2 pseudogenes are annotated in these 859 nt (G+C 49.0%); both read right to left on the bottom strand.

Annotated features, from left to right (window positions below):
• A pseudogene (yfmF, locus tag ACWHAR_RS24985) lies at nt 1-426 on the bottom strand (Fe(3+)-citrate ABC transporter ATP-binding protein YfmF); the annotation flags it as partial.
• Nucleotides 427-438: 12 nt separating this feature from the next.
• Nucleotides 439-859: pseudogene (yfmE, locus tag ACWHAR_RS24980) on the bottom strand (Fe(3+)-citrate ABC transporter permease YfmE); the annotation flags it as partial.

Below are 859 nucleotides of genomic sequence, written 5' to 3'. Positions count from 1 at the left end.
GCCTGAAAGGGCATCCAGCGTCCGATCCTTCAGTTCAATCATGCCCGTTGCTTCCAGCGCCCACTCTACCATGTCATGATCCTCTTGGGTATGCTTGGATAACAGCTTTTTGTGAGGATGTCTGCCAAAATAGCATAATTCCTCTACCGTCAATCCTTCAGGAGCCTGAGGAGATTGTGGAAGAATGGCCAGTTTTTTTGCGACTTCTTTTGATGGCTGGCGGTGGATGTCTTTTCCTTCTAGTAGCACTGTACCGCTTTTCGGGGCCATCAGCCTGGCGAGCGATTTGAGGATTGTTGATTTACCGCAGCCATTAGCGCCGATGAGCGCAGTGATTTTTCCTTCTTCTATCTTTAAGTCGACTCCGTCAATAATCACTGTACTGTCATATGAAAGAGTGAGCTGGTCTGCAGCCAGTTTTCCCATGGTATCCTCTCCCTACTGTTTCCTCGCTTCGAATTTCAATAAATATAAGAAATAAGGCGCGCCGATCACGGCTGTCAGTATTCCGGCAGGTATTTCAACCGGAGGCATGATGCCGCGCCCTAACGTATCTGCAATTAATAATATAATAGCACCAATCAATGCCGATGCAGGCAGTAAATATTTAGCTTTTTCTCCGGTAAGCCGTCTGGCGATATGCGGAGCAAGCAAGCCGATAAAACCGATTGAGCCGACGACGGCTACACAGCTTCCCGCCAGCGCCACCGCGGTGAAAATCAGGATGAATCTCAGCCGGTTTGCGTTTTCTCCGAGACCCTGTGCAAGCTCATCCCCGAGTGACATAAGATCCAGCTTCGGTATGAGTATGCAGACGATCGGAAAAAGAATCAAAAGCCATGGCGCAAGCAGCTTGACT

It is taken from the genome of Bacillus sp. LR--39 (assembly GCF_053613335.1).
Note: the sequence above shows the minus strand (reverse complement) of the source record. Positions and strands in the feature narration are given on the sequence as shown.